Here is a 26,651-nt window from a genome sequence, read left to right as displayed (position 1 = left end):
AATGCGGGCGCCCCTTTCCAGCCGCAGACACACCGACGCGGGGTCGGACGTCCGAGGCCAGAAAATGGTCCACTGATCTGCGGAGAACCCGAACAACAGGGGCCAACATGGGACTCTTCATCCTTCGACGATTGGGCGTGATGCTGTTGACGGCACTCTGCCTGACCTTCGTGGTCTTCTTCCTGACCAACCTTTATCCAAACCTGGAAAAACTGGCCAAGACGCAGGGCAACCAGCGTATGTCCGATGAACAGGTCGTCACCTGGCTTGAGAACCGCGGATACATGCAGCCCACGCTGGTCAAATACGGCCAATGGCTGGGGGTAGTGCCCGGTTTCACCAACACGCTACCGGATGGTCAGTTCGTGGGAAGTTGCACTCGTCCCGGCTCTACTCCGGAAACGACACCGCGCTATTGCGGCATTCTTCAGGGCGACTGGGGTTATTCCACCGTCTTCAAGGACGAGGTCGGAACGATCGTCAGCAAGCGTCTGGGCAACACCGGCTACCTGATGTTCTGGGTGCTGGTGCTGATGATCCCGACCGCCCTATTGGTTGGTGTTCTTGCCGGCATGCGCGAGGGGTCTGCGTTGGACCGGTCCCTGTCCACGTTTTCGATCATTACGACGGCCACGCCGGAATACGTGTCGGGCGTGATCTTCATCGCCATCTTCACCTCGTCAACCGTGGGTCTGAAATGGTTCAAGGGCACAGCCACACAGGCCATGGAGAACCCGACTTTCGAGAATTTCTTCCTGCCGGTGCTGACCATTGCCCTGTACGGCATGGGCTACATTGCGCGGATGACCCGAGCCTCGATGACCGAGGTGATGACCGCGCAATACATCCGGACCGCGCGCCTGAAAGGTGTGTCCTTCGGGAATATCGTTCTGAAGCACGCCCTGCGCAACGCGCTGATCGCGCCCTTCACCGTCATCATGCTGCAGTTCCCTTGGTTGCTGAACGGCGTCGTGATCGTCGAGACCCTGTTCAACTACAAGGGTTTCGGTTGGGCACTGGTGCAGGCTGCGGGGAATAACGACATCCAGCTTCTGCTGGCGATCTCGGTCGTGTCGGTCTTCGTGGTGCTCGTGACGCAGCTGATCTCGGATATCGGCTATGTCTACCTCAACCCGCGCATCCGCATTTCATAAGGGAGGATAGACCATGGAACCTCTGAGCTGGACTGGCTCTATCGCCTTTCTGAACCCGATCATGATGATCGCCCTTGCTGCGCTGGTCGTATCCGTCGTTGTCTGGATCCTGGCGAGCATTCTGCTGCCCGAGACGCAAGTCAGCGTGAACGCGGATGGCACCGTCAGTTCGGGCGGTGGCCTCAGGAACCTGACGCAATCCGCGCTGTGGTATTCTTTCCTGGCCAGTATCGCGACGGTGGTCGCCTACCTGCTGCTGGGAATATTCCTGGGCACTGGGGCCGGGATTATCGGCGCGGTCTCGCAGCAGTTTCTGCCGGTCTGGCTGTCGCTGATCATTCTGTTCGCGATGTCCGTTGCCTTCAAACGGCGCCTTGGCCTGTACGGCAAGCTTTTCGACAGCCCGATCGGCATGATCGGTTTTGGACTGGTCATGTTCTGGGTTTTCACCGGCATCTTCGGGGCTTTGGACCTTATCGTGACACACGATCCGTTGGTCCAGGTTTCCGGCATGAAGAACAAGGTGCCCGGCACCCCCCTGCCCAATGCCGAGGACGGTGAGTTCGCCTGGTATCTGCTGGGCGGCGACAACCTTGCCCGCGACGTATTCAGCCGCATGGTCAAGGGTGCGTGGATCGTCGTACAGATTGCTCCACTGGCCACGATGTTTGCCTTCATGGTCGGGATCACGCTGGGCTTGCCCGCCGGGTACTATGGCGGGCGGCTGGACACGTTTCTGTCGTTCCTCGCCAATCTGATCCTGGCGTTCCCGGTCATCCTGCTGTTCTACCTGCTGGTCACACCGGAAATCGTCGCCACCGGCGTGCCGAACTATATGGCCGCAGTCCTGTTCGTGTTCCCGATCCTCTTCATCGGCGTCCTTCTGAATTCGCGCTACTACACCCGGCCGAAATTCCGTACGCCGCTGCTGATCGGCGTCTTGGGTATCGCGATCTGGCTGTACCTGTCGCTGATCTCGACCGGGGGATACGTCATCCGCACGGACGATTACAGCATCTGGGGTCTGCCGACCTATCTGGATCTGTTCGACATTCCGGGCGGCATCCTGGTCGTGTTCGTTTCGGTTGTCTTCGTCAACTCGCCCACGGTGTTCCGCATCGTGCGCGGCCTGGCCATGGACATCAAAACGCGCGACTACGTAGCCGCGGCGCAGACGCGCGGCGAAGGTCCCTGGTACATCATGCTTTGGGAAATCCTGCCCAACGCCCGCGGGCCGCTGATCGTCGATTTCTGCCTGCGCATCGGCTACACGACCATCCTCTTGGGGACCTTGGGGTTCTTTGGACTGGGCCTGCCGCCGGAAAGCCCGGATTGGGGGTCCACGATCAACGAAGGGCGCAAGCTGCTGTCGATCTACCTGCACCCTGCACTGCCGCCGGCACTGGCGCTGTTGTCACTGGTACTGGGACTGAACCTGCTGGCGGATGGCCTGAGAGAAGAAAGCCTGAAGGACTGATGTGAAAGCGGCCGGGGGACTGCCCCCGGCCCCCACCAGGATATTTTTAGCCAGATGAAGGGGATCCCCTGAGTGCTGGCGAGGAGCAAGCAAGATGAACAAACTGGCGGATTATGACGGGCCGATCCTCGAAATCGACAAGCTCTCGATTTCGTTCTTTACCCGCCTGCGGGAAATACCGGCCGTTATGGATTTTTCGGTCAGTGTGCAGCCTGGCGAGGCTGTCGGGCTGGTCGGTGAATCCGGCTGCGGCAAGTCGACGGTCGCCCTGGGTGTCATGCAGGACCTTGGCAAGAATGGCCGGATCGTTGGCGGCTCGATCAAATTCAAGGGCCGCGACCTTAGCGAGATGAGCAAGGAAGAACTTCGGGACATTCGCGGCAATGAGATCGCGATGATCTATCAAGAGCCGATGGCTTCTTTGAACCCCGCGATGAAGATCGGCAAACAGCTGATGGAAGTGCCGATGATCCACGAAGGGGTCAGCAAAGAAGAGGCCTATGCCCGCGCTCTGGAAGTGGTGACGGATGTGCGCCTGCCGGACCCCGAGCGGATGCTGAACAGCTTTCCGCATCAGCTGTCCGGTGGCCAGCAGCAGCGAATCGTGATCGCGATGGCGCTGATGTCCAAGCCGTCGCTTCTGATCCTGGACGAACCGACAACCGCGCTGGACGTGACGGTCGAAGCCGCCGTGGTGGAATTGGTCAAGGACCTTGGCAAGAAATACGGCACATCGATGCTGTTCATTTCGCACAATCTGGGCCTGGTTCTAGAGACCTGTGACCGCTTGTGCGTGATGTATTCCGGCGAGGCGGTCGAACGTGGCTCGATCCACGATGTCTTTGACGAGATGCAGCACCCCTATACCCAGGCGCTGTTTCGCTCGATCCCCCTGCCCGGCGCGGACAAGAATTCGCGCCCGCTGGTTGCTATCCCCGGCAACTTCCCGTTGCCGCACGAACGCCCACCGGGCTGCAATTTCGGCCCGCGATGCGACTATTTCGAGGAAGGGCGCTGTGATGCGCAGGACATTCAGATGTTCCCGGTCCCCGGTAATGACCGCCACCATACGCGCTGCTTGAAGTTCCAGGAAATCGACTGGAACGCGCCCATCACGGTTGCAGAGCAAAAAGAAAAAGCGCCGATCGGCAAGACCGTTCTGAAGATGGACAACCTCAAGAAATATTACGAGGTGGCCGCAAACGCCCTGTTCGGTGGGGGCGAGAAGAAAGTGGTCAAGGCCAACGAAACCCTCAGCTTCGACGCACATGAATCGGAAACGCTGGCCATCGTTGGCGAGTCCGGCTGCGGCAAATCCACGTTTGCCAAGGTCCTCATGGGATTGGAGACGGCGACCGACGGGCAGATCCTGCTGGACAACCGCAATATCGAGCATTTGCCGATCGAAGAACGGGATGCCAAGACCGTCGGCGAAGTCCAGATGGTGTTCCAGAACCCGTTCGATACGCTGAACCCGTCGATGACGGTCGGACGTCAGATCATCCGCGCGCTGGAGATCTTCGGCGTCGGAAACTCGGAGGCCGAACGCAAGCAACGGATGCTCGAGTTGCTGGACCTGGTGAAGCTGCCGCGCGCGTTTGCCGACCGTATGCCGCGCCAACTGTCAGGCGGCCAGAAACAGCGCGTCGGGATAGCCCGTGCCTTTGCCGGGGACGCCCGAATCGTCGTCGCGGACGAGCCGGTCTCGGCATTGGATGTGTCTGTGCAGGCAGCCGTGACCGATCTGTTGATGGAGATCCAGCGCGAACACAAGACGACACTGCTGTTCATCAGCCACGACCTGTCGATCGTACGCTACCTCAGCGACCGCGTCATGGTGATGTATCTGGGCCACGTGGTCGAACTGGGCACGACCGATCAAGTCTTCTCGCCGCCCTATCACCCCTATACCGAGGCGCTGCTGAGCGCGGTTCCAATCGCCGATACCTCGGTCGAAAAGAAACACATCGTCCTTGAAGGCGACATTCCTTCGGCGATGAATCCGCCGCCCGGATGTCCGTTCCAAACCCGGTGCCGGTGGAAGTCCGAGGTTGCGGGCGGATTGTGCGAAAAAGAGGTTCCGCCGGTCCAGACGCTGGCTGACGGACACCAGGTCAAGTGTCATCTGTCCACGGAGACACTGGCCAAGATGGAGCCTGTCATCAAAATAGCAGCTGAGTAAGCGCCCAAAGAAAAACCGGCCCTGGGCCGGTTTTTTGTGCGGCTTTGGTATCAGCCGCCCCAGATGACTTTGACGTAATTCTGTGTCTCGGCATAGGGCGGCACGCCGCCATGTTTTTCCACCGCTTGCGGACCCGCGTTGTAGGCTGCCAACGCCAGGCGCCAGGACTTGAATTTACGGTATTGCCACGAAAGATACCGCGCACCGCCTTCAAGGTTTTGCTTCGGGTCATGCGGGTTCACGTTCAGCAGCCTGGCGGTTTGCGGCATCAGCTGCGCGAGCCCCAAAGCGCCCTTATGCGACTTGGCGTGCGGGTTCCAACCGCTTTCCTGCTGCACCAGACGCAGGAACAGTTCTTCCGGGACATTGTGCTTGCGCGCTGCCTGGCGCGCCATGGCAAGGTATTCACCACGGTACTTGCCGGAATAGCGCTTTTTGAAACTGCTGTCCGGCGTCTTCGGTTTCAGCCGTTCAGAGTCGCGATACTGGCTGGCGGCCCGCGTATCCAGAATCTTGGCCTGCTTCAAAAAGATATCTTTGCGATTCTTGGTCGACAGGACATCCGCGCTTAGCGGCGTCGACGCCAGAACGAGGCATGCAATTGAAAAACCACTTAACAGACAACGCATTCAAGCAATCCCGCTCGTTCAGCAATCAATCGGATTATAGGTATTTCAGGCAGAAATGAAAGCTTGGTTAAGGAAACACTGATTTTCCAGGCGGCATTCCGGGCATCAACCATGTTCCAACCCGGGCGCAGGACGTATAGGGTTTCAGGTGAACTCAGCGTCAGATTCGGGCGCCATCAAGCTAGTCAAAAAACGGGGAAATCCATGGCAGGTTCAGTCAACAAAGTCATTCTGGTCGGCAATCTCGGGCGCGACCCCGAAGTACGGTCGTTTCAGAACGGTGGCAAAGTCTGCAACCTACGGATCGCGACCTCGGAGAACTGGAAAGACCGCAATACCGGTGAACGCCGCGAACGGACCGAGTGGCACACAGTCGCTATTTTTTCCGAACCGCTCGTCCGCATCGCCGAGCAGTATTTGCGCAAAGGGTCAAAGGTCTACATCGAAGGCCAACTGGAAACGCGCAAGTGGCAGGATCAGTCCGGACAGGATCGCTATTCCACCGAAGTCGTTCTGCGCCCTTACCGCGGTGAACTGACCCTGTTGGACAGTCGCAATGAGGGCGGCGGATACGGTGGCGGCCAAAGCAGCGGTTACGGAGGAGGCCAGGACAGCGGCGGGTACTCCGAGCCCTACGCCGCACAGTCCAGCGCACCGGCACCGGCATCAGGCGGCATCGACGACGACGAAATCCCGTTCTAATCTCCAGCGAGGCACGTCATGACATGGTCCTTCGCCGTCGGCCGATTGCTCGGATCGGAACTGAGGGTCCATGTCACCTTCTTCCTGCTGCTGGCCTGGGTCGGCTTTGCCGCCTACTCTGACGGTGGGTGGCCAGCAGCCATCGACAACATCGTTTTTGTTCTGGCGTTGTTTGCCTGCGTGGTTGCCCATGAGTTCGGTCATGCGCTGATGGCCCGCAGGTATGGCATTCGCACTCCTGACATCACTCTGCTGCCCATCGGCGGCTTGGCCCGCCTCGAGAGGATGCCGGAAAAGCCGATGCAAGAAGTTGCCGTCGCATTGGCTGGTCCAGCGGTCAACGTCGTCATCTGGGGCATACTTGTCCTTCTGGGTGCGGGAATGCAGGTTGAAACGCTGGCGCAAATCGACTCGACCCGCGTCGACCTGCTGAGCCGGCTGGCCTACGTCAATCTGTTCCTCGCGGTGTTCAACCTGATCCCCGCGTTTCCGATGGACGGCGGCCGCGTGTTCCGCGCCCTGCTCTGCCTGAAGATGGACAGGGTCAGGGCCACACGGGCCGCCGCCTTTGCTGGCCAGGCCGTGGCCGTCGGGTTCGGGTTTCTGGGGCTCAGCACCGGTAATCCGATCCTGGTTCTGATCGCGGTTTTCGTCTTCATCGCAGCAAATGCAGAAAGTCAGGATGTAGCAATGCGCTCGGTGGCGCGCCGCGTGCTGGCTCGCGAAGCGATGATTACCGAATTCCACGCGCTGACCCCCCAAGACACGTTGGCAACGGCGGCCCAGGCCGTGATCCAGACAACTCAGCACGAGTTCCCGGTTTTGGGCGCAGACGGGCAGCTGTTGGGCTTTGTGACCCGCAATCGGCTGTTTGCCGCGCTAGCCGGCGATCACGCCCGGTCGGAACCCGCGACCTCGGTCATGGAAGAGCAAATCCCCCGGGTGGCCCTGACCAGTGGGCTCGAAGCCGTTCTGGATGGTCTCCATGGTGGCGCACCGGCCGTGGCGGTCTGCACCAAGACCGGTCAGATGGTCGGATACATCACCCGCGAAAACATTGGCGAATTGATGGTGATACGGGGCCGCTGACTCCGCTTATCAGCACGTTGCCAATGCATCCTGCAGAACGGACAGAACTGCATCGCGTGGCACGTCCGACGTGACGAAGGCCTGCCCGATCCCACGCGCCAGGATGAAACGCAGCTGGCCGTCAACGACCTTCTTGTCCTGAGCCATAAGCTCGACCAGATCTTCGGCGCTCGGCAGATCACCCGGAATATCAGACAGATCGGTCTTCATGCCCATCGCCTTCAGGTGAGCGCGGACGCGGCTCGGGTCTTCCTGGGAACACAGCCCCATGCGGGCCGACAGCTCGAACGCCAGGGCACAGCCAATGGCAACACCCTCGCCATGCAGCAGCCGGTCGGAATAGCCCGTCGCCGCCTCAAGCGCGTGGCAGAACGTATGCCCGAGGTTCAACAGCGCCCGGTCGCCTTGTTCAGTCTCGTCGCGGGCCACGATGTCGGCCTTCATCTGAACCGAACGGGTGACCGCCTGAACCCGGGTCGCCATGTCCCCGGCCGACAGCGCGGGGCCGTTGCGCTCCAACCATTCGAAGAAATTGGCATCCCCCAGAAGGCCATATTTTACGACTTCACCGTATCCCGCCAGAAAATCACGCGCCGTCAGCGTGCCAAGCACTGAGGTGTCAGCCAGAACTAACGAAGGTTGATGAAACGCACCGATCAAGTTTTTGCCTTGCGGAGCATTAATACCGGTTTTTCCCCCCACGGAACTGTCGACCTGCGCCAGAAGCGAGGTTGGGATCTGCACAAAGTGCACACCGCGACGCAGCACGGCGGCGGCAAAGCCCCCCAGATCTCCGATCACTCCACCGCCGAAGGCTACGACGATATCGCGCCGTTCGATCTTTTCGGCCAGCAGCCATTCGACGGCGCGCTCGAAATGCGGCCAGCTTTTGGTCGCCTCACCTGCGGGCAGAGCCAATGCGGTCATTTCCACCCCGGCGGACGCCAGGCCGCTGCGCAAAGCATCCAAATGCAAACCGGCCACGGTTTCATCGGTCAGAACCGCTACACGCGGACGGTGCAGCATGGGTTTGATCCGCGCACCGGCCTGAGCCAACAGGTCCGGCCCGATTTCCACGTCATAGGACCGCTCGGCCAGATCAACGTTAACTGTCTGATGCATCTATTTGACTTCCAATACATCCGGGCGCGTCATCAGCTTTTCCAGAACCCGGTCAACCATATCCTCGATCGCGGTGTCGCCGTCCGAATTAACCACCAGATCAGCCTGTGCGTACAACGGCACGCGGGCCTCGTACAGGTCACGTAGCGTTGCATACGGATCAGGCGTACGCAGCAAGGGTCGCGTGTCTTTGTGGCGCACCCGGTTCCACAACACATCCAGATCCGCGCACAGCCATACGGAAACCCCACGGTCCGAGATCATCGTCCGGTTTTCTTCGCTCAGAAAAGCGCCACCGCCGGTCGACAGGATACCCTTTTTCTCGTCCAGCAGACGGCCGATGACCTGGCTTTCTTTGGTGCGAAAGAACGGCTCGCCGTCCCGTTCAAAGATCTCGGGGATGGTCATGTTGGCAGCCGATTCGATCTCGCTGTCACTGTCGAGGAATGGAACACCAAGGCGCGCGGCCAGAGCGCGCCCCACGGCCGTCTTGCCAGCGCCCATCATGCCGACCAAAACCACCGTTTTGTGCAGGTCAAAGACCTGCCGTTGTCCGGCCGGCGCCACGTTATGCTTAATTTCGCTCATTTCCCTGTGAATGACGTGATCTTGGGAAAAATGCCAGTTATAACTTGGCCAAAATCGAAAATTGAGGCAGCGTTGAGCCATGGGCCGTCTGATCAAATTCCTGTTGTACCTAATTTGCCTGCTTTTCATCGGCTTGGTGGCCTATGCGTATCTTGGCCCATTCTTCGGCGCCGATTTCTCGGCCCCGCAAAGCGAAATCAGCGAACCGGTAATTCTGGATGTCAACTAGGGCCGTCGTGCTGGCGCTTGCACTGACCGGCCAAGCCGCCGCACAAACCGAACAGCCGCTATCCGCGATCGACTGGCTGGAGACAGCTCCTGACCTGTTGCCGGGGACCGTATTGCTCGAGCCGCCGGTTACCGATACCGGCCTGCAGCCCGACATCCAGGTGTCTCCGCTCGAGGCGCTGTCGCCGCCGTTGGGATTGGTGGATGGGTCCGCGACCGGGCTGCCGGTTGATCTGTGGCTGCCCAGCGATCCGGCCCGGCTGGCCGAACTCATCGCGCGCGTGCCGGTCAAATCGAACCCTGCCATGCAGCGGCTGTTGTTCACACTTTTGCTGACCGAGGCCCGCGCCCCGGCGAATTCCAATGAGCCAGACCAACTTCTGCTGGCGCGGCTGGATCGTCTGATGCAGCTGGGTGCCGCCGATCCGACGCAATCCTTGGTGCAGCTTGCCGGCCCCACCGATACGCCTGAGCGGTTCAAACGATGGTTTGACGCAACTCTATTGACCGGCGACGAAGACCGCAGCTGCACTGCGCTGATCGCGCAACCGCATTTGTCGCGGGATTATTCCGCGCAGGTCTTCTGCAAGGCTCGCAGAGGTGACTGGGCTTCGGCCGCACTGACACTCGAAGCGGCGCATGCGCTCGAATTACTGCCGCCCGAGCAACTCGATCTGCTGGATCGCTTCCTAAGCCCAGAAATGTTCGAAGGCGCCGCCTATTTGCCGCAACCCGAAGACCCTGACCCGCTGACGTTTCGCCTGTTCGAAGCGATCGGCGAGCGACTTCCGACCGCCTCGTTGCCGCGGGCCTTTGCCAATGCCGACCTGCGCGATGTTGCCGGTTGGAAGGCCCAGATCGAAGCGGCCGAGCGCTTGACCCGCATCGGCGCGCTTACGCCGAACCATCTGCTGGGCCTTTATACCGAGCGCGCGCCTGCGGCTTCGGGCGCGGTCTGGGATCGCGTCTCGGCAGTTCAGCGTTTCGAAACGGCGCTGGAGACCGGAAGCCCCGAGGCAATATCCAAGACCCTGCCGAAAGTCTGGGCAGAAATGGGTTCGGTCGGGCTCGAAGTGCCCTTTGCAGAACTGTTTGCCGAGCGCCTGATGCCGATCAATTTGTCCGACCCGACCACCGAGAACCTGCGCTGGCGCATCCTGCTGTTGTCCGAGTTGTACGAGGATGCCGCACGATCTGTCCCCGACGGACCCGAGGCCAATGCCTTTCTGGCTGCTTTGGCATCGGGCCAACCCGAGCGTTCGAACTCGCCCTCACCGATGGCTGACGCCATTGCCGAAGGGTTTGCATGGTCGGCACCGATCCCGTCCGATATCCGCGCGATGTTGGAAGCAAACCGTCTGGGTGAGGCAATTCTTGAGGCCATGCAGATGTTCGCGCATGGCGCGCGCGGCAATCTGGTTGACCTGACTGCGGCCATCGCGGTGTTCCGGCATGTCGGCCTGGAAGACACGGCGCGCCGTGCCGCCTTGCAGTTGCTTGTTCTGAAGGGAGCCTGACAGTGTCCGCTCCGGCGACACAAGACTTGTGGATTTCCGCGTTTCTCGAGGCGCAGGCCGCAGAACTTGGGGCGGCAACCAACACTTTGCTGGCCTATGGGCGAGACTTGAAGGACTTTGCCGCGTGGCTCGGTCGGCGAAATGCCGAGTTCGAAGCCGCCGACCAGGATATGATCGAGGCCTACCTGATTGACTGTGACGCACAAGGCCTTTCGCGCGCGACCCGCGCCCGCCGCCTCTCTGCCATCAAGCAATTGTACCGTTTCGCGTTTGAAGAAGGCTGGCGTTCGACCAATCCGGCCATCCAGATCAAAGGCCCGGGACGCCAGAAAAGGCTACCCAAGACGCTGGACGTGGCCGAAGTCGATCGCCTGCTGGAGGCTGCCAGGAAAACAGGGCGCAGTACGGCAGACAAGGTGCGCAACACCTGCCTGATGGAAATTCTGTATGCGACCGGGATGCGTGTGACCGAACTTGTTTCCCTGCCGGTTTCATCCGCCCGGGGCGACCCACGCATGCTGCTGGTTCTCGGCAAAGGCGGAAAAGAGCGCATGGTGCCCCTGTCACCGCCTGCGCGCGATGCTTTGGCGGCATGGCTGGCCATCCGGGACGAAGCCGAAGATGCAGCCGCCGCCAACGGAGGCCAGCGGTCCCGGTTCCTGTTTCCTTCGCGTGGAAAATCAGGGCACCTGACCCGTCACCGGTTCTTTGCTCTGATTAAGGAACTGGCCGTGCAAGGTGGTGTTTCTCCCGACAAAGTCACGCCACACACGCTGCGCCATGCCTTCGCGACTCATCTTTTGGCCAATGGGGCCGATTTGCGTTCGATCCAGACCCTGCTTGGTCACGCCGACGTCGCGACGACCGAAATCTATACGCATGTCTTGGACGAGCGCCTGTCGGAGCTGGTGTTGCAGCATCACCCGCTTGCCAAGGATGACGGTCGAGACTAGGGCCAAACCCTTGATCGCGCGCATCTGCGCCCCCATAACCATTGCATCAACAATACCTGAAACGGACCGATGGACTCTGACCCTTCTCTTCTCGATGGCGCCTTCTGGCTGACTACGGCCTCAATTCTGCTTCTGCTGGTTCTCTCCGGCTTCTTCTCGGGGTCTGAAACAGCGCTGACGGCGTCTTCGCGGGGTAAACTGCGGGCGCAAGCCGACAAAGGATCGCGCGGCGCGCAAAAGGCGCTGGAGATCACTGATGACAACGAACGTCTGATCGGCTCGGTTCTGCTGGGCAACAACCTCGTCAACATCCTTGCAGCCTCGCTGGCCACGGCGTTGTTCACCCGACTTTTCGGAGAAAGCGGCGTGGCACTGGCCACCTTGGTCATGACCCTGCTTGTTCTGGTCTTTGCTGAGGTACTGCCCAAGACCTACGCGATTACCAATGCCGAAAAGGCCGCCGCGGCCGTCGCCCCGGTGATCGGTGTTGTCGTTACGGTGTTTTCGCCGGTGGTGGCCGCCGTGCGCCTGCTGGTGCGCGGGGTCCTGCGACTGTTCGGGGTTCAGATCGATCCCGACAGCAACATCCTTGCCGTGCGTGAAGAGATCGCCGGCGCCCTGCAACTGGGCCATTCCGAAGGCGTCGTGGAAAAAGAGGACCGCGACCGCATCCTGGGTGCGCTTGATCTCGGCGACCGTACGGTCGAGGAAATCATGCTGCATCGCTCGAATATCGAGATGATCGACGCGGACGCAGACCCTGAATCGATCCTGAAACAATGCCTCGAAAGCCGTCACACGCGCCTGCCGGTGTTCCGTGGCCAGCCCGAGAACATCGTGGGCGTCGTGCACGCCAAGGATCTGTTCCGCGCCATGTACGCGCAGGCCGGCGGCGGCGAGGGCAGTGCCGACCGGCTGAAGTCGTTCGACATCCTCAAAGTGGCCAACGCCCCCTATTTCGTACCGGAGACCACCACGCTGGACGACCAAATGCGGGAATTCCTGCGCATGCACAGCCATTTTGCGCTGGTGGTTGATGAATACGGCTCGCTGCGCGGATTAATCACGCTCGAGGACATCCTCGAAGAAATCGTAGGCGAGATTGCCGACGAATTCGACGTGGACGAAGATGTGACGGTTACGCGAACCGAAGACGGTCAGTATCTGGTCGAAGGCTCGATGACGATCCGCGACCTGAACCGCGCGATGGACTGGTCCCTGCCCGATGACGAGGCCAACACCATTGCCGGGCTGGTCATCCACGAAGCGCAGATGATCCCGACCGTTGGTCAGGTATTCTCGTTCCACGGCTTCCGGTTCGAGGTCGTCGAGCGAGAGGGCAACCGGATTACCTGGTTGAAGGTGCGGCCGCTCTGACAAACGTCTGGCGAACGGCCGGCGGAAACGACAAACTCGGTCGTTTTCGTGACAGATACCGGCGCGGCACCCCTGCACCTTCGGGCCAAACGCAAGGAGGTGCGGATGAAAACGACGTGTCAGGTTGCCGTGATCGGCGGTGGAGTTGTCGGGTGTTCGGTGCTGTATCACCTGACCAAGCTGGGCTGGTCGGATGTGATGCTGCTGGAACGGTCGGAACTGACCAGCGGATCGACCTGGCACGCGGCGGGTGGGTTTCACACGCTGAACGGCGACACCAACATGGCCGCGCTGCAGGGCTATACCATCCGGCTGTACAAAGAGCTGGAAGAGATCACCGGCATGTCCTGCGGGCTGCACCATGTGGGCGGCATCACCCTGGCCGACAACCAGGACCGGTTCGACATGCTGCTGGCCGAACGCGCCAAACACCGCTTCATGGGACTGGAAACCGAAATCGTCGGCCCCGATGAGATCAAGAAGATCGCCCCCATCACCAACACCGACGGCATCATTGGCGCGCTGTATGATCCGCTGGACGGGCACCTTGACCCCTCGGGCACGACCCACGCCTATGCCAAGGCCGCACGGATGGGTGGCGCCACGATCGAAACCCACTGCATGGTGCGCGAAACCAACCAGCGCCCCGACGGCACATGGGACGTGGTCACCGACAAGGGCACCATCCACGCCGAGCATATCGTTAACGCGGGCGGCCTATGGGCGCGCGAGGTGGGCGCGATGGCGGGCATCTACTTCCCGCTGCACCCGATGGAGCATCAATACCTCGTCACCGATACCATCCCCGAAATCGAGGCGATCATCGACGCGGGCGGCGAGCATCCGCATGTCATGGACCCGGCGGGCGAAAGTTATCTGAGGCAGGAGGGACGCGGCCTGTGTATCGGCTTCTACGAACAACCCTGCAAGCCCTGGGCCGTGGATGGAACGCCCTGGGAGTTCGGGCACGAGCTGCTGCCCGATGATTTCGACAAGATTACCGACTCGATCGAGTTCGCCTATCGCCGTTTCCCGGTTCTGGCCGAGGCCGGGGTGAAATCGGTGATCCACGGCCCGTTCACCTTTGCCCCCGACGGCAACCCGCTGGTCGGGCCGGTGCCGGGCGTGCGCAACTACTGGTCGGCCTGCGGCGTGATGGCCGGGTTCAGCCAGGGGGGCGGCGTCGGCCTGACGCTGGCGCAATGGATGATCGAGGGCGAGCCCGAACGCGACGTCTTTGCCATGGACGTGGCCCGGTTCGGCGACTGGATCACCCCCGGCTATACCCGCCCCAAGGTGATCGAGAACTATCAGAAGCGTTTCTCGGTCTCCTACCCGAACGAGGAACTACCCGCTGCCCGCCCCAATCGCACCACGCCGATGTATGACATCTTCAGCGATCTGGGCGCGGTTTGGGGCCAGCAATACGGGCTCGAGGTCGCCAATTACTTCGCGCAGGATGGCGAGCCCGGCTATGAAACGCCTTCCTTCCGCCGCTCAGACGCCTTCGAGGCAACGGGCCGCGAAGTGCGCGCCGTGCGTGAGCGCGTCGGCATCAACGAGGTGCACAATTTCGGCAAATACCTGGTCACCGGTCCCCGCGCTCGCGACTGGCTGGATCGGATCATGGCGGGCCGCATCCCCGCCCCGGGCCGCCTGTCGCTGACCCCGATGCTGTCGCCCAAGGGCAAGCTGATCGGCGACTTCACCGTGTCGTGCCTGGGTGAGGAAGAGTTCCAACTCACCGCCTCCTACGGCGCACAAAGCTTCCACATGCGCTGGTTCCAGCAGCATCAGCAAGACGGCGTAACCGTCGAGAATATCAGCGACAAACGCAACGGCTTCCAGGTTGCCGGCCCCAAGGCCCACGAAGTTCTGGCCGCCTGCACACGCGCCAATGTCAGCGACATGCGCTTCATGGACGTGCGCCGGATGGTCGTGGGCATGACCGACTGCATCGTGCAGCGGGTCAGCTATACCGGCGATCTGGGGTTCGAGATCTACTGCGATCCGATGGCGCAACGCCAGCTGTGGTGGACGCTGTGGCAGGCCGGTCAACCGCACGGCATCACCCCCTTCGGCATGCGCGCGATGATGAGCCTGCGGCTCGACAAGTTCTTCGGCTCGTGGATGCGCGAGTTCTCACCCGACTACACAGCCGCTGAAACCGGGCTGGACCGCTTCATCTCGTTCTCCAAGAACGTCGATTTCATCGGGCGCGCTGTCGCCGAGGCCGAGCGGGCTGAAGGAACAGCCCGCAAGTTTGTGGCTTTTGAGGTCGAAGCCGAGGACGCGGATGTGAACGCCTACGAACCCATCTGGCATGACGGCGCAGTGGTTGGGTTTTGTACATCCGGTGGGTACTCGCATTTCGCGCAGAAATCAGTTGCCATGGGCTTCCTGCCAAAGGGACTGGCGGCCGACGGCTTGGCGGTCGAAATTGAAATCCTGGGCCAGATGCGCAAGGCGCGCGTACTGACCAGTCCACTATTTGACCCTGACGGTGCGCGTATGCGGGGGTGACAGCCGTTCCGGTTGGCGGCAAGGTGGCCGGCATGGAGGATATCCCCATCATCTTGCTGGCCGCCGGTAGCTCTCGCCGTATGGGCGGAGTGGACAAACTGATGCAAATTGTCGACGGTCAACCACTGATCCGACGCTCGGCTGAAACCGCGCGAGCTGTCGGGCCGGTCATCGTCGCCCTGCCGCCGGCACCTCACCCGCGATACACCGCCCTGAGTGGGATGAACTTGGAGATCGTTTCTGTTCCCGATGCGGATGAAGGCATGAATGCCAGTTTGCGCAGGGCGGTCGCGCAGCTGCCGGTATCAGCCCGGGCAGCGATGATCCTGCTGACCGATCTGCCAGAGCTGACATCAGACGATCTGCGCGCGGTCCTCCGGTCGGTCACCGAACATCCTGACAAGCTGATCTGGCGCGGAGCGTCTTCGGACGGCGTACCAGGCCATCCTGTGATCTTCGACCGAAGTCTCCTTGCTGATCTGGCGCATTTGACCGGAGATGGCGGCGCACAAGCCATCGTACGCGCGCATCTGGACCAGGTGCACCTACAGCCTTTGCCGGGTCAGAACGCTATTCTGGATCTGGATACGCCCCAAGCGTGGGCCGAATGGCGCAAAAAGCAAAGATCCCAAAAGTAACGCGGCCCGGTCGAGAACGACCGGGCCGGTTGCCCAAAACAGGACTACCACTTTCACCAATCCCGAAAACGCGGCCCGGATGTCGTCAAGACATCGGACCAATGTGCTGCCGAACCGAAACAAGACCCCCTCGTTAACATGCCGCTCAGCGCTTCCGGTGACTGAGATCTGCCTTCAAGCACCCCCTTGATGCTGTCAGGCCCCCCTTTCACTTGGGCACGTTCATCGTCACCGATAAGTTCAGTGCAAACAACGTAAAATTGGTTGAATCGGTTAATTTTGCCGGATTCGTGATGGTATTTCCGCAACAACGCGCGTCACGGAAATCTACCCAAGGTTGTTCGTTCGCTTTGCCATTGCTGACCCACGACAAGAAATTTTTAGCGCTAAACGATCAAAATGACATTTTTGCAAAGACCTATTAGACAAATACCGCCTTCTGAAAGGGCGGTGGCGCAACCTGTGAGTGTCCGTGAAAATTCGGTCAAAAACCGCCGCTGGACTGTTAACAAATTTGATTCAATTCAATGCTTTTGCGAATTTGACCCTCATTTCGGCAACAATCCACCGATTCGACCGGCAACTCCCACGGCCGATTCCCGGGATTGCGAGCGCTACCAGACGCCTGCAATGTGGCAAAATTAAGATTTATTAATTGATCAGTCAGAAAACGCAAAGACTGGCGGCTCATGTTCCCTGCAAAGCGCACATCAACAAGCGCCGAACCAAGGAGACCTAGTCAACATGAGCATCCGCAAATCCCCCCTTATTCTTCCTCGCACCTCAGGGCTGTTTGGCGCCACCGCGCTGAGCGCGGCGTTGCTGGCCGCGACCGCCATTCCGTCGCAGGCCGACGAAGCCCTGGCGGATCTGGTCGAGACCGTTTCACCGTCCGTAGTAACCGTCATCGCCTCGATAGACGCGGCCCCGTCGCCGGCGACCGGCCAGGAGTTCGATTTCGAAGGCCAGCCTTTTGGTGAGTTCTTCAAACGTTTCGGGATTCCCGAAGGCTTTGATGCCCCGCGCCGTGGCCCCAGTCAGGGCTTGGGGTCCGGGTTCGTACTGGATGAAGATGGCTATATCATCACCAACCACCACGTCGTCGACAAAGCTAGCAAGATCACCGTGCGCCTGAACGATGATCGCTCGTACGAGGCCGAAGTCGTGGGGACCGATCCCCTGACCGATATCGCGCTGCTCAAGATCGACGCGGATGAGGCCCTGCAGCCGGTCCCGCTGGGGGATAGCGACGACATCCGCGTGGGTGAAGACGTGGTCGCCATCGGCAACCCGTTCGGCCTGAGTTCGACCGTCACGACCGGCATCGTTTCCGCCAAGGGACGCAATATCTCGGAAGGCCCCTACGCTGAATTCATTCAGACCGATGCGGCCATCAACAAAGGCAACTCGGGCGGTCCCCTGTTCAACATGGACGGTGAAGTCGTCGGGGTGAACTCGGCAATCTATTCGCCCAGTGGCGGTTCGGTCGGACTGGGCTTTGCCGTGACTTCGAACATCGTCGAGCACATCGCTGCGGACCTGCGTGACGATGGCCAGGTCAGCCGTGGCTGGCTGGGTGTCTCGATCCAGAACATCAGCCCCGAGCTGGCCGCAGCGATGGGTGTCGATGGCACTGTCGGCGCACTGGTGTCCGAGGTTCTGCCGGACAGCCCCGCTCAGGGCGTGCTGCAACAGGGCGACGTAATCATCGCCTTCAATGGCGAACAGGTCGACTCAAGCAGTGAACTGCCGGTGCTTGTTGGCACCACAGCCGTCGGAACCGACAGCAAGGTCACCGTCCTGCGCAATGGCAAGGAAGAAACCCTGAACGTCACGCTCGGGCAGCATTCGGCCCAGATGGCGGCAAACGCGGAAACGACCGATGACGCGGTGGCGGGCAAGACGCTGGGTGTCACCGTAGCACCGCTGTCCGAAGCGACTCGTGCGCAGATCGGAGTTCCCGAGAACGTGCACGGCGTAGTCGTCACTTCGCTCAAGCCGGACAGCCCGGCGGCCAAGGCCGGTCTGCGGCAGGGCGACGTGATCGTGAAGCTGGGCAACCAGGATGTGGAAACACCCGAGGCGCTCAAATCCGCGCTCGAAGATCAGAAGACCGATCCGGCGCTGATGCTGATCAACCGCGGCGGCAATCAGATCTTCGTCGCCGTCGAGATCGCCTGACCTGCGTCCCGCGCGCACCGCATGATGGGGATATCCGGTGCGCGCATCTCCTGGCGGACACGATTTGTCCACGTGCTGTCGGGATTGCCGGGTGCGGATTTCGCACCCGGCAGTTTTTTTACCTGTCCATACGTGATTATATCCTGAGTGAAAGGAAATCCGACCATGAGCAGACGTCTGTTGATCGTTGAGGATGATGAAGACACGCGGGACTTCATCGCCAAGGGATTTGGCGAGGAAGGTTATGTCGTCGAATGCGCCGAGGACGGCCGCGAAGGTTTGTACCACGCGACCGACGGCGGATTTGACGCGGTCGTTCTGGACAGGATGCTGCCCGGGCTGGACGGGCTGGCCCTGATCAAGTCGATGCGCGCCGCCGGGGTCAAGACACCGGTTCTGATGCTGACTGCCATGAGCGCCGTGGACGAGCGGGTGAAAGGGCTGCATGCGGGTGCCGACGACTATCTGGTCAAGCCCTTCTCATTTCAGGAACTTCATGCCCGGATCGAAGCCCTGTTGCGCCGACCGCAGGAATCCGAGGAAACCCCGACCCTCAAATGCCGCGACCTTGAAATGGATCTGCTGACCCGAAAGGTCACGCGCAACGGTCGCGAGATCACCCTGACGCCCAGAGAGTTCCAGATTCTGGAATTCTTCCTTCGGCGGAAAAACCGGGTGGTGTCGAGGACGATGCTTCTCGAAGGTGTCTGGGACTATCATTTCGACCCGAACACAAACGTCGTCGACGTTCACATCTCCAAACTGCGTCGGCAATTGGATGAAGGTGGTGAACCACCACTGATCGAAACCGTGCGCGGGGCCGGTTACATGGTTTCTGATGGTTAAGTCGCCCTTGTCGTTCAAGGACTCCAGGACACGGTTGGTGCTGGCCAGCATGGTGCTCAGCACATTGCTGACCGCGGCCGTATTGTTGCTGGTCTATATCACCGCCAACCGCACGATCGAAGGCGAAACCCGATCTGTCGTGTCCGCCGAACTGACCGGGCTGGCGGACGAGTACGAACGCCTGGGGCTAGTCGGCCTGATGGTGGCCATCGAACGCCGGCTTCCGACCGCGTCCGAGCGTGATGCGCTTTATCTGTTGGCTGACCGCTCGGGAAAAACCTTGGCCGGCAACCTCAAGCGATGGCCCGAAGGCATCGCCGCTGGCAGTGGGTGGGTGGATCTGGAACTGCGCAGAACCGAGACGGATCAGCTGGTCCCGATCTCCGCCGCATCGATCCTGCTGCCCGGCGGCGAAAGGCTGTTGGTTGGCCGCGACGCCCTCGCCCGTCAACAGTTCGACCGGGTGCTGTTTCATTCGGTGGCGCTGGCCCTGGGCGCGGCCCTTGCGCTGAGCATTCTGACCGGTTGGCTTTTGACCCGTCTGGTGTTTTCGCGGCTGAAGGATATCGCCGACACCGCAGAAACCATCGTGTCCGGCGACCTGTCCCAACGAATGCCACAGCGTGGCACCGGCGACGAGTTCGACCAGATGGCAGGCACATTGAACAACATGCTGGACCGGATCGAAGAGTTGGTCAGCAACTTGCGCACCACGTCGAATTCGATCGCGCATGATCTGCGGTCACCTCTGTCCCGGTTGAAGCAGCGGGTGGTCGCCTTGGCCGAGCCGGGCAAAAGCGACTTGGATCGCGAAGTCGACATCGCCCGGGCAACGGCCGAAATCGATCACGTGTTGCGGGTTCTCGGGCAACTGACCGAGATCTCACGCGCCGAGGCCGGGCTGGGGCGGGAGCAGTTTGAACCTGTGGATCTTGAGCGCTTGGTCAACGATGCCGTGGAGTTGTACGAACCGGTCGCGGCCGACAAGGATGTGCGCCTCGAGGTCACGGGTCGGGCAGCTCCGATCATGGGGCACCGCCCTTTGCTGTCGCAGGCCCTGTCGAACCTTCTGGAAAACGCCATGCGCTATGCCCCTGAAGGAACTGCAATTTCCATCGAACTGCGCGAAGACGGCCCGTTTGCCCTGCTGAGTGTCCGCGACCGCGGCCCGGGCGTGCCGGCCGAGATGCTGTCGCAGCTTCAACTGCCTTTCGTCACACTCGATCCCGCGCGGTCGGACAGAAACTCAGGCCTCGGACTGGCTCTGGTGGCGGCCATCACCCGCATGCATGGCGGGGGCTTCAGTGCCCAGAATGCGGATCCCGGGCTGAAGGCAGTTCTGAAGCTGGCGCAAAAACCTTAGGTTAGCGCCTCACGTTTTTTGCCGATCAAAGGGACGCAGGCAAGGAAGCGTATCCGCGGAACCGCATACGTCCACCTCTGACACGTTCATCGGACAGTTGGAAATCTGGGAACCGTGTCACGAACCGCGACAGGGCAACCCGCCCTTCAAGGCGCGCAAGTGTAAGGCCTGCGCAGACGTGCGGCCCGCCGGCAAAGGCGAGGTGACGGTTCGGTTTGCGCGAAATGTCGAACCGGCCCGGGTCTGGGAACACGGCCGGATCCCTGTTTGCAGCGCCGATACACAGATGAAGGTTGGTGCCCTTGGCAATCGAACGCCCGTCAATCACGACGTCAGCCGTCGTTTCCCGGTTGCCGAACTGGTTGGGTGAACGGAACCGCAAAACCTCTTCGACCGCCGAATTGATCAGGCTTGGATCATCCATAAGCCGCTGACGCTGCTCCGGGTGGTCATGCAGCAGGGCCAACCCGTTTCCGATCAGGTTCGTCGTGGTTTCATGACCGGCATTCAGAATGAAGATGCAATTCTGAAGCAACTCGATTTCACTCAACTTTTCGTCGGCCCCTTCACCGCGGATCAACCGGGTCAGGACGTCGGTTTCGGGGTCGCCGGGCGCGGCCCTGCGCCGGGCCACCAGATCGGTCAGATACTCCTTGAAGTCCCGAACGGCCGCATGGCCGTCCTCGAGTAGCTTGGCGCTCAATGCCGGTTCGAGCGCCCCAAGAATGGCCAGGGACCAGTCGCGCAGCGGTTCGCGCTCGTCCACCGGTACGTCCAGAAGGTTTCCGATGATCTGGATCGGGATGGTGGCGGCATAGTCTTCGATCAGATCCACTTGCCGCTTGTCGTCCAGGCGATCCAGCAAACGATCGACGGTCTGGATCAAACCGGGCTCCATGCGGGCGATGGCGCGCGGGGTCAGGGCCGAAGTCATGATTTTGCGAACCCGCGTGTGCAAGGGTGGATCCGAGAACACAAGCGAGGTGGTGTGATGCTCGAACAATGGTGATCCCGGACCGAACTTTGGTCCGAACACGGCCTTTTTGTCGGACGAGTACAAGGTCGTGTCCCGATAGATCCGGTCCAGATCAGCGTGCCGCGACAATAGAACCGAGCCATCGGGCTGCGCCAGAACCGGCGCCGAAGACAGCAGCGCATCATAAAACGGGAAGGGATTGTCGATGAAGCCCTCAGGCGGGTTCATCAGGTCCAGATTGCTAATGTCGCTTGTCAATTCCTTCCCCCTTCTGCACCGACCCACCGCTCAATGCCTAGCGCAACGGAATTCGTCGCACAACGTTCCGGCGGGCAGTGACAGCACGCCCCGGCAAGGCTAAGAAAGAAACATGCCCGAACCTGTGTCTTCCATCCGCAACCTTGGACCTGCTTTCGAAGAGGCCTGTGCCCGTGCGGGCATCCACTCGGCCGAAGAGTTGCGCGAGCTTGGTGCCGATGCAGCTTATGCCCGGCTGATACAGGCCGGAACCCGGCCCCATTTCATCGGCTATTACGTGTTGGTCATGGGCTTGCAAGGCCGCCCCTGGAACGATTGCAAGGGCGAAGAAAAGAAAGCCCTGCGCGCAAGGTTCGATGCTTTGAAATCGTCAACGAACCAGGCTCCGGCGTCCCGGATCATCGCGGATCTGGATGCCATCGGTGTACGTGTCGGCCCTGACGATCTGAAATCCGTCTGACCAACAAAAAACCGCGCCCGAAATCGGACGCGGCAATCTCGACAGGTATCGTGGTGCGGCTTAGCCGACCAGTTCGATGCCCGAGAAGAAATATGCGATCTCAACCGCTGCGGTTTCCGGCGCGTCCGAGCCGTGAACCGAGTTCTCACCGACCGACTCGGCGAACTCGGCGCGGATGGTGCCCGGTGCTGCATCGGCGGGGTTGGTTGCGCCCATGACTTCACGGTTCTTGGCGATGGCGTTTTCGCCTTCCAGAACCTGAACGACAACCGGTGCCGACGACATGAACTCGCACAGTTCGTCATAGAACGGACGCTCGGCATGAACTTCGTAGAATTTGCCGGCCTGTTCCTTGGTCATGTGGATGCGCTTCTGCGCCACGATGCGCAGGCCGGCTTCCTCGAACTTGGCATTGATCTTGCCGGTCAGGTTGCGGCGGGTTGCATCGGGCTTGATGATCGAAAAAGTGCGTTCCAGTGCCATATCGGGCCTCTCCTTGGTCTGACGGCGCGGGCTGGGCCGCGCGAAATTCATCGCGCGCCGCCTAACACGGTATTTCGCCCGTGAAAAGTGGAATGATGGCGCGATCGCGCCTTTGGGCGTCAGATTGCGTCGGGAAGCGGGTCCCGTGCATCCACCCAACGCACATACAGAACGGCCAAAAGGCCCAGAAAGCTGCTGCCTGCCATCGTCGACAGCACCAGATACGGGCCGTTTTCGGGGCTGACCGCAGCTCCGGTGATCGAAGTGATGACCGCACCGAGCGCGACGATCAGAGCGCCCGACAGGCCCGCCGCGCTGCCGGCCAGTTGCGGTCGAACCGACATGACGCCCGCAGACGCGTTGGCGTTCGTCAAACCGTTTCCAAAACCAACAAATATGGCTGATCCGAAAAACACCCAGACCGACCCCATCCCCCCTAAAAACAGCAACAGCCCGCAGAACGGCCCGACCGAGGCGATGATGCGCCCGGCCAGAATCATCGTCGTCAGCCGAGTACGCGCGGCGATCCGACCCGTTACGAAATTGCCGACCATGAAACCGCCGGTGATGATGCCGATCCCCAGGCCCAGTGTCGCGGGACTCAGATCGAACCAGGCGGCGGCCACCAGGGGCGCTCCGGTGATGAAACTGTAGAACCCCCCGATCGAGAATGCCGCGCACAACGCGTAGCCCCAGAACCGCCGGGCACGGAACAGGTGCGGGTATTCGCGCATCTGTGCGGCGAAAGTGGCGGACCGGTTGTGGTTGGTCTCGCCCATATCCGCCCAGAGCAGCGTCAGCAGCGCCGCTCCTGCAACCGTGTAGAAGACGAACCCGGCCCGCCACCCGAACAGCATGTCCAAAGTGCCGCCCAGCATCGGGCCCAGCATCGGCGCCAAAGCCATTGCCATGGCGACATATCCCAGCTTGCTTGCGGCCTCGTTGGGCGGAAACTGGTCGCGGATCGACGCGGCAGACAGCACCGAGCCCCCGACCACGGCGGCCTGCATCAGACGGAACCCCAGAAAGGTCCAGATCGACTCCGCCAGAACACAGCCAAGTGACGCCGCCACAAAGACCGCCATGCAGGTCAAAAGAACCGGCCTGCGCCCGAACCGGTCGGACATTGGCCCAAGGATCAGTTGCAGTACGGCGGACACGGCCAGATAGGCTGCGATCGACAGGTTCACCAGCGCATAATCCGCCCGAAAATCGACCGCCATGTTCGCAAGGGACGGAAGGAACATGTTCAACGACAGCACGGACAGACCAGTCGCAAGGACAAGGGTCACCAAAGAGGGTGGAGTTTGTGCGGCCCGCATCTCAACATCCGAATTTCGTTCATCTGCAAAAGCGCTAGCACAGCGCATGTGGTTTGCACATGGCTTGCGTCTGGCGGTGCCAGTATCGCTCTGCTAAGAGCGGCCCATGCTACGGATCGAGAACATCACCTATTCGGTCGAAGGCCGCCCTCTGTTCGAGGGCGCCAGCGCCACCATTCCCGAAGGCCACAAGGTGGGTCTGGTCGGCCGCAACGGTACCGGCAAGACCACTCTGTTCCGCCTGATCCGGGGCGAGTTGGCGTTGGAATCGGGCAGCATCACCCTGCCCCGCCGCGCGCGGATCGGCGGTGTGTCACAAGAGGTGCCCTCGTCAAACGTGTCGCTGATCGACACGGTCCTGGCCGCCGACACCGAGCGCAGCGCCCTGATGGCCGAAGCGCAGGAGGCCGCCGACCCCGACCGGATTGCCGAGATTCAGACCCGGCTGGCCGATATCGATGCCTGGTCGGCCGAGGCCCGCGCGGCCACGATCCTCAAGGGGTTGGGCTTTGACGATGCAGATCAGCAGCGGCCCTGTTCCGATTTCTCGGGCGGCTGGCGGATGCGGGTCGCTCTGGCGGCGGTTCTTTTCTCGCAGCCCGACCTGCTGCTTCTGGACGAACCGACCAACTATCTGGACCTTGAAGGCGCGCTGTGGCTGGAAAGCTATCTGGCGAAATATCCGCATACGGTCATCGTCATCAGCCACGACCGGGGCCTGCTGAACCGGGCGGTCGGCTCGATCCTGCATCTGGAAGACCGCCAGCTGACCTATTACGCGGTGCCCTACGACAAGTTCGCCGAACGCCGCGCCGAACGTCTGGCTCAGGCCGAGGCCGAAAACGCCAAGGCCAAGGCCCGCATCGCCCATCTGCAAAGCTTCGTTGACCGGTTCCGCTACAAGGCGTCCAAGGCCGTTCAGGCACAATCGCGGCTGAAGATGATCGAACGGATCCAGTTGATCTCGACCCCGCAGGAGGCCGCCTTGCGCGCCTTCTCGTTCCCCGAGCCCGAGGAACTGTCGCCGCCGATCATTCAGATTGAGGGCGGCGTCACCGGCTATGGCGACACCGAGGTGCTGCGCCGGCTGAACCTGCGCATTGATCAGGACGACCGGATCGCGCTGTTGGGGAAGAACGGTCAGGGAAAATCGACACTGTCCAAGCTGCTGTCGGACCGGTTGCCCCTGATGGCTGGCAAGATGACTCGCAGCAGCAAGCTGCGCATCGGGTATTTCGCCCAGCATCAAGTGGACGAGCTGTATGTGGACGAAACACCGCTGGATCACCTGCGGCGCCTGCGCCCGACCGAGACCCCGGCCCAACTGCGCGCGCGTCTGGCCGGGTTCGGGCTGGGCGCGGATCAGGCCGAAACCGAGGTGGGCCGGCTGTCGGGCGGCCAGAAAGCGCGCCTGTCGCTGCTGATCGCGACGATCGACGCGCCGCACATGCTGATCCTCGACGAGCCGACCAATCATCTGGACATCGAAAGCCGCGAGGCCCTGGTCGAGGCGCTGACTGCCTATTCCGGTGCTGTGGTTCTGGTCAGCCACGACATGCACCTGCTGGGGCTGGTGGCCGATCGGCTGTGGTTGGTCTCGGACGGCACGGTCAAAACCTTTGACGGCGACCTGGAAGCCTATCGCCAGATGCTGCTGGCGCGCGACAAACCACCGGCCCGGGAAAAACCGGCCGCCAAACCCAAACGCGCCTCTCGCGATACCATTCTCGCGCTACGGGCCGACCTGCGGAAATGCGAGGAACGGCTGGAGAAATTGACGGACATGCACGAAAAGCTATCGGCCAAATTGTCCGACCCGGCCTTGTACGAAGATGACCGGATCGCTGATCTGGAAACCTGGAACCGAAAATTTGCCGAGGTGGTCGAGGCCATGTCCCGCGCCGAGGCGCTGTGGGTCGCCGCCGCCGAGCGGCTGGAAAGCGCAGAGGCCGCCGCATGATCGAAATGGCATTCTTCATAACCGCGTTCACAACCCTGTTCGTTGTGATCGATCCCTTTGGCACCGCACCGATCTTCGTCGCGCTGACACAAGGAATGGACCCGGCCACCCGTCGCCGCGTCGCCTACCGCACGTGCCTGACCGCTTCGGGCATCCTTATCGCCTTCGCCGCTTTCGGAGAGGCGGTTCTCGGCTTTGTCGGCATCTCGATGGAGGCTTTCAAGGTCGCTGGCGGCGCATTGCTGTTTCTGACCGCGCTCGACATGCTGTTCGAGCGGCGCAACAAGCGGCGCGAGGACCGAGCGGAAGAAGAAGAGCACCCTGACCCCTCGGTCTTTCCGCTGGCCATTCCGCTGGTGGCCGGGCCCGGATCGATCGCAACGATCATCCTTCTGGCCGGTGAGCACCCCGGCATTCAGGGCATCGCTGCCGCTGTCGGCGTGATGCTTGCCGTGATGGCGGTTGTATTGCTGTTCTTCTTGTCCAGCGGCCTGATCGCGCGCATTCTGGGCAAGACCGGCCTGACCGTGCTGACCCGCCTTCTGGGCATGTTGCTGGCCGCGCTGTCGGTTCAGTTCATTCTTGACGGGCTCAAGGCCTTTGGGTTCGCGTCCTGAAACCCC

Annotated in this window: 23 protein-coding genes; 17 read left to right on the top strand and 6 right to left on the bottom strand. The window is 61.0% G+C overall.

Features of this window, described 5'->3' with window-relative positions:
• Window positions 1-107: 107 nt before the first annotated feature.
• The 3 genes from K3752_RS07120 to K3752_RS07110 all read left to right on the top strand — a co-directional run bounded on the left by K3752_RS07120 (window position 108) and on the right by K3752_RS07110 (window position 4,813).
• Complete coding sequence (locus tag K3752_RS07120) at window positions 108-1,154, top strand: ABC transporter permease (RefSeq protein ID WP_170339518.1); 1,047 nt, start codon at window positions 108-110, stop codon at window positions 1,152-1,154.
• A 13-nt stretch (window positions 1,155-1,167) separates the two neighbouring features.
• The gene (locus tag K3752_RS07115) at window positions 1,168-2,631 is read left to right on the top strand and encodes an ABC transporter permease (protein WP_260065827.1); all 1,464 of its coding nucleotides are present in this window, start codon (window positions 1,168-1,170) and stop codon (window positions 2,629-2,631) included.
• Window positions 2,632-2,725: 94 nt separating this feature from the next.
• Window positions 2,726-4,813: an ABC transporter ATP-binding protein gene (locus tag K3752_RS07110; RefSeq protein ID WP_093961865.1), complete on the top strand. Its 2,088-nt coding sequence runs from the start codon at window positions 2,726-2,728 to the stop codon at window positions 4,811-4,813.
• 50 nt (window positions 4,814-4,863) lie between these two features.
• Here K3752_RS07110 and K3752_RS07105 read toward each other — a convergent pair whose 3' ends face one another.
• Entirely contained in the window at window positions 4,864-5,442 is a 579-nt protein-coding gene (locus K3752_RS07105) for a lytic transglycosylase domain-containing protein (protein WP_260065824.1), read from the bottom strand.
• Window positions 5,443-5,646: 204 nt separating this feature from the next.
• Between K3752_RS07105 and ssb the strand changes: the two genes are divergently transcribed.
• The gene (ssb, locus tag K3752_RS07100; RefSeq protein ID WP_170338954.1) at window positions 5,647-6,144 is read left to right on the top strand and encodes a single-stranded DNA-binding protein; all 498 of its coding nucleotides are present in this window, start codon (window positions 5,647-5,649) and stop codon (window positions 6,142-6,144) included.
• An 18-nt stretch (window positions 6,145-6,162) separates the two neighbouring features.
• Window positions 6,163-7,233 carry a site-2 protease family protein gene (locus tag K3752_RS07095; RefSeq protein WP_170366977.1) on the top strand — a complete coding sequence of 357 codons (1,071 nt, stop codon included), beginning with the start codon at window positions 6,163-6,165 and terminating at the stop codon, window positions 7,231-7,233.
• Between the two features lie 9 nt (window positions 7,234-7,242).
• Here the strand turns inward: K3752_RS07095 and aroB are convergent, their stop codons facing one another.
• Both aroB and K3752_RS07085 read right to left on the bottom strand, forming a co-directional pair.
• Window positions 7,243-8,355, bottom strand: a complete 1,113-nt coding sequence (gene aroB / locus K3752_RS07090) for a 3-dehydroquinate synthase (RefSeq protein ID WP_260065821.1) — start codon at window positions 8,353-8,355, stop codon at window positions 7,243-7,245.
• Complete coding sequence (locus tag K3752_RS07085; RefSeq protein ID WP_170363624.1) at window positions 8,356-8,943, bottom strand: shikimate kinase; 588 nt, start codon at window positions 8,941-8,943, stop codon at window positions 8,356-8,358.
• A gap of 79 nt (window positions 8,944-9,022) precedes the next feature.
• On the opposite strand from K3752_RS07085, the gene K3752_RS07080 reads away from it, so the two are divergent.
• The 9 genes from K3752_RS07080 (at window position 9,023) to K3752_RS07040 (ending at window position 20,569) form a co-directional block, all read left to right on the top strand.
• Window positions 9,023-9,172 (top strand): hypothetical protein, encoded by a 150-nt coding sequence (locus K3752_RS07080; protein ID WP_170338962.1) that lies wholly within the window; start codon window positions 9,023-9,025, stop codon window positions 9,170-9,172.
• On the top strand, window positions 9,162-10,688 hold the full coding sequence (locus tag K3752_RS07075; RefSeq protein ID WP_170445553.1) for a hypothetical protein: 1,527 nt from the start codon (window positions 9,162-9,164) through the stop codon (window positions 10,686-10,688). The genes K3752_RS07080 and K3752_RS07075 overlap by 11 nt, the downstream gene beginning before the upstream one ends.
• 2 nt (window positions 10,689-10,690) lie before the next feature.
• Window positions 10,691-11,641: a site-specific tyrosine recombinase XerD gene (locus tag K3752_RS07070; RefSeq protein WP_260065817.1), complete on the top strand. Its 951-nt coding sequence runs from the start codon at window positions 10,691-10,693 to the stop codon at window positions 11,639-11,641.
• Window positions 11,642-11,710: 69 nt separating this feature from the next.
• The gene (locus K3752_RS07065; protein ID WP_093961857.1) at window positions 11,711-13,018 is read left to right on the top strand and encodes an HlyC/CorC family transporter; all 1,308 of its coding nucleotides are present in this window, start codon (window positions 11,711-11,713) and stop codon (window positions 13,016-13,018) included.
• A gap of 105 nt (window positions 13,019-13,123) precedes the next feature.
• Window positions 13,124-15,541 carry an FAD-dependent oxidoreductase gene (locus K3752_RS07060; protein ID WP_260065814.1) on the top strand — a complete coding sequence of 806 codons (2,418 nt, stop codon included), beginning with the start codon at window positions 13,124-13,126 and terminating at the stop codon, window positions 15,539-15,541.
• A gap of 32 nt (window positions 15,542-15,573) precedes the next feature.
• On the top strand, window positions 15,574-16,179 hold the full coding sequence (locus K3752_RS07055; RefSeq protein ID WP_170419613.1) for an NTP transferase domain-containing protein: 606 nt from the start codon (window positions 15,574-15,576) through the stop codon (window positions 16,177-16,179).
• Between the two features lie 744 nt (window positions 16,180-16,923).
• A complete protein-coding gene (locus K3752_RS07050; protein WP_260065812.1) occupies window positions 16,924-18,360 on the top strand; it encodes a DegQ family serine endoprotease in 1,437 nt (478 codons plus the stop codon).
• A gap of 165 nt (window positions 18,361-18,525) precedes the next feature.
• A complete protein-coding gene (locus K3752_RS07045) occupies window positions 18,526-19,206 on the top strand; it encodes a response regulator transcription factor (protein WP_093961855.1) in 681 nt (226 codons plus the stop codon).
• The gene (locus K3752_RS07040; RefSeq protein WP_170363629.1) at window positions 19,199-20,569 is read left to right on the top strand and encodes an ATP-binding protein; all 1,371 of its coding nucleotides are present in this window, start codon (window positions 19,199-19,201) and stop codon (window positions 20,567-20,569) included. The genes K3752_RS07045 and K3752_RS07040 overlap by 8 nt, the downstream gene beginning before the upstream one ends.
• Window positions 20,570-20,594: 25 nt before the next feature.
• On the opposite strand, the gene K3752_RS07035 is transcribed toward K3752_RS07040, so the two are convergent.
• Window positions 20,595-21,773, bottom strand: a complete 1,179-nt coding sequence (locus K3752_RS07035; protein WP_170371599.1) for a cytochrome P450 — start codon at window positions 21,771-21,773, stop codon at window positions 20,595-20,597.
• A 142-nt stretch (window positions 21,774-21,915) separates the two neighbouring features.
• Here K3752_RS07035 and K3752_RS07030 point away from each other — a divergent pair, with 142 nt between their 5' ends.
• Entirely contained in the window at window positions 21,916-22,263 is a 348-nt protein-coding gene (locus tag K3752_RS07030) for a TfoX/Sxy family protein (RefSeq protein ID WP_260065810.1), read from the top strand.
• Between the two features lie 60 nt (window positions 22,264-22,323).
• Here K3752_RS07030 and ndk read toward each other — a convergent pair whose 3' ends face one another.
• Complete coding sequence (gene ndk / locus K3752_RS07025; RefSeq protein ID WP_027237357.1) at window positions 22,324-22,746, bottom strand: nucleoside-diphosphate kinase; 423 nt, start codon at window positions 22,744-22,746, stop codon at window positions 22,324-22,326.
• Between the two features lie 119 nt (window positions 22,747-22,865).
• On the bottom strand, window positions 22,866-24,068 hold the full coding sequence (locus tag K3752_RS07020) for a multidrug effflux MFS transporter (protein ID WP_260065809.1): 1,203 nt from the start codon (window positions 24,066-24,068) through the stop codon (window positions 22,866-22,868).
• Window positions 24,069-24,174: 106 nt separating this feature from the next.
• On the opposite strand from K3752_RS07020, the gene K3752_RS07015 reads away from it, so the two are divergent.
• Together K3752_RS07015 and K3752_RS07010 are read left to right on the top strand one after the other, a co-directional pair.
• Entirely contained in the window at window positions 24,175-26,028 is a 1,854-nt protein-coding gene (locus tag K3752_RS07015; protein WP_260065808.1) for an ABC-F family ATP-binding cassette domain-containing protein, read from the top strand.
• Window positions 26,025-26,645: a MarC family protein gene (locus tag K3752_RS07010; RefSeq protein ID WP_093961850.1), complete on the top strand. Its 621-nt coding sequence runs from the start codon at window positions 26,025-26,027 to the stop codon at window positions 26,643-26,645. The genes K3752_RS07015 and K3752_RS07010 overlap by 4 nt, the downstream gene beginning before the upstream one ends.
• Window positions 26,646-26,651 lie beyond the last annotated feature (6 nt).

It is taken from the genome of Ruegeria sp. B32, assembly GCF_025141855.1.
GTDB lineage: Bacteria > Pseudomonadota > Alphaproteobacteria > Rhodobacterales > Rhodobacteraceae > Ruegeria > Ruegeria arenilitoris.
Note: the sequence above shows the minus strand (reverse complement) of the source record. Positions and strands in the feature narration are given on the sequence as shown.